Below are 2569 nucleotides of genomic sequence, written 5' to 3'. Positions count from 1 at the left end.
GTTCGGCGGCGTCCTACTCTCCCACAGGGTCCCCCCTGCAGTACCATCGGCGCTGTAAGGCTTAGCTTCCGGGTTCGGAATGTAACCGGGCGTTTCCCTCACGCTATGACCACCGAAACACTATGAAACAATCAACCGCACCACACCATCACCCGGTGTGGGGTTGTTCGTGGTTTCAGAACCAACACAGTGGACGCGAGCAACTGAGGACAAGCCCTCGGCCTATTAGTACCGGTCACCTCCACACGTTACCGTGCTTCCAGATCCGGCCTATCAACCCAGTCGTCTACTGGGAGCCTTACCCCATCAAGTGGGTGGGAGTCCTCATCTCGAAGCAGGCTTCCCGCTTAGATGCTTTCAGCGGTTATCCCTCCCGAACGTAGCCAACCAGCCATGCCCTTGGCAGAACAACTGGCACACCAGAGGTTCGTCCGTCCCGGTCCTCTCGTACTAGGGACAGCCCTTCTCAAGACTCCTACGCGCACAGCGGATAGGGACCGAACTGTCTCACGACGTTCTAAACCCAGCTCGCGTACCGCTTTAATGGGCGAACAGCCCAACCCTTGGGACCGACTCCAGCCCCAGGATGCGACGAGCCGACATCGAGGTGCCAAACCATCCCGTCGATATGGACTCTTGGGGAAGATCAGCCTGTTATCCCCGGGGTACCTTTTATCCGTTGAGCGACGGCGCTTCCACAAGCCACCGCCGGATCACTAGTCCCGACTTTCGTCCCTGCTCGACCCGTCGGTCTCACAGTCAAGCTCCCTTGTGCACTTACACTCACCACCTGATTGCCAACCAGGCTGAGGGAACCTTTGGGCGCCTCCGTTACCCTTTAGGAGGCAACCGCCCCAGTTAAACTACCCATCAGACACTGTCCCCGATCCGGATCACGGACCCGGGTTAGACATCCAGCACGACCAGACTGGTATTTCAACGACGACTCCACCTGAACTGGCGTCCAAGCTTCACAGTCTCCCAGCTATCCTACACAAGCCGAACCGAACACCAATATCAAACTGTAGTAAAGGTCCCGGGGTCTTTCCGTCCTGCTGCGCGAAACGAGCATCTTTACTCGTAGTGCAATTTCACCGGGCCTATGGTTGAGACAGTCGAGAAGTCGTTACGCCATTCGTGCAGGTCGGAACTTACCCGACAAGGAATTTCGCTACCTTAGGATGGTTATAGTTACCACCGCCGTTTACTGGCGCTTAAGTTCTCAGCTTCGCCCACCCGAAAGTGAGCTAACCGGTCCCCTTAACGTTCCAGCACCGGGCAGGCGTCAGTCCGTATACATCGCCTTACGGCTTCGCACGGACCTGTGTTTTTAGTAAACAGTCGCTTCTCGCTGGTCTCTGCGGCCACCCCCAGCTCAGAGCGCAAAGCTCATCACCAGGTGTGGCCCCCCTTCTCCCGAAGTTACGGGGGCATTTTGCCGAGTTCCTTAACCATAGTTCACCCGAACGCCTCGGTATTCTCTACCAGACCACCTGAGTCGGTTTAGGGTACGGGCCGCCATGAAACTCGCTAGAGGCTTTTCTCGACAGCATAGGATCATCCACTTCACCACAATCGGCTCGGCATCAGGTCTCAGACGAATGCCAGGCGGATTTACCTACCTGACGTCCTACACCCTTACCCCGGGACAACCACCGCCCGGGATGGACTACCTTCCTGCGTCACCCCATCACTCACCTACTAACCGCTTGGTTCGGCGGCTCCACCACTCCCCTTTGCCCGAAGGCTCCGGGGCGGCTTCACGGCCTTAGCATCACGATGCTCGATGTTTGACGCTTCACAGCGGGTACCGGAATATCAACCGGTTATCCATCGACTACGCCTGTCGGCCTCGCCTTAGGTCCCGACTTACCCTGGGCAGATCAGCTTGACCCAGGAACCCTTGGTCAATCGGCGCAAACGTTTCTCACGTTTGTATCGCTACTCATGCCTGCATTCTCACTCGTCAACCGTCCACAACTCGCTTCCACGGCTGCTTCACCCGGCAGACGACGCTCCCCTACCCATCACGATCCCCGTTGGGGGTACATATCGCAATGACACGACTTCGGCGGTACGCTTGAGCCCCGCTACATTGTCGGCGCGGAATCACTAGACCAGTGAGCTATTACGCACTCTTTCAAGGGTGGCTGCTTCTAAGCCAACCTCCTGGTTGTCTCTGCGACTCCACATCCTTTCCCACTTAGCGTACGCTTAGGGGCCTTAGTCGATGCTCTGGGCTGTTTCCCTCTCGACCATGGAGCTTATCCCCCACAGTCTCACTGCCGCGCTCTCACTTACCGGCATTCGGAGTTTGGCTAAGGTCAGTAACCCGGTAGGGCCCATCGCCTATCCAGTGCTCTACCTCCGGCAAGAAACACACGACGCTGCACCTAAATGCATTTCGGGGAGAACCAGCTATCACGGAGTTTGATTGGCCTTTCACCCCTAACCACAGGTCATCCCCCAGGTTTTCAACCCTGGTGGGTTCGGTCCTCCACGAAGTCTTACCTCCGCTTCAACCTGCCCATGGCTAGATCACTCCGCTTCGGGTCTTGAGCGTGCTACT

General features: G+C 57.1%; 2 rRNA genes. Both read right to left on the bottom strand.

The annotated features are described in order from the left end of the window. A 5S ribosomal RNA gene (gene rrf / locus ACZ43N_RS42680) occupies nt 1-117 on the bottom strand. An 88-nt stretch (nt 118-205) separates the two neighbouring features. Further along, nucleotides 206-2569, bottom strand: a 23S ribosomal RNA gene (locus ACZ43N_RS42675); the annotation flags it as partial.

The organism is Streptomyces sp. NPDC030814, assembly GCF_055572155.1.
Note: the sequence above shows the minus strand (reverse complement) of the source record. Positions and strands in the feature narration are given on the sequence as shown.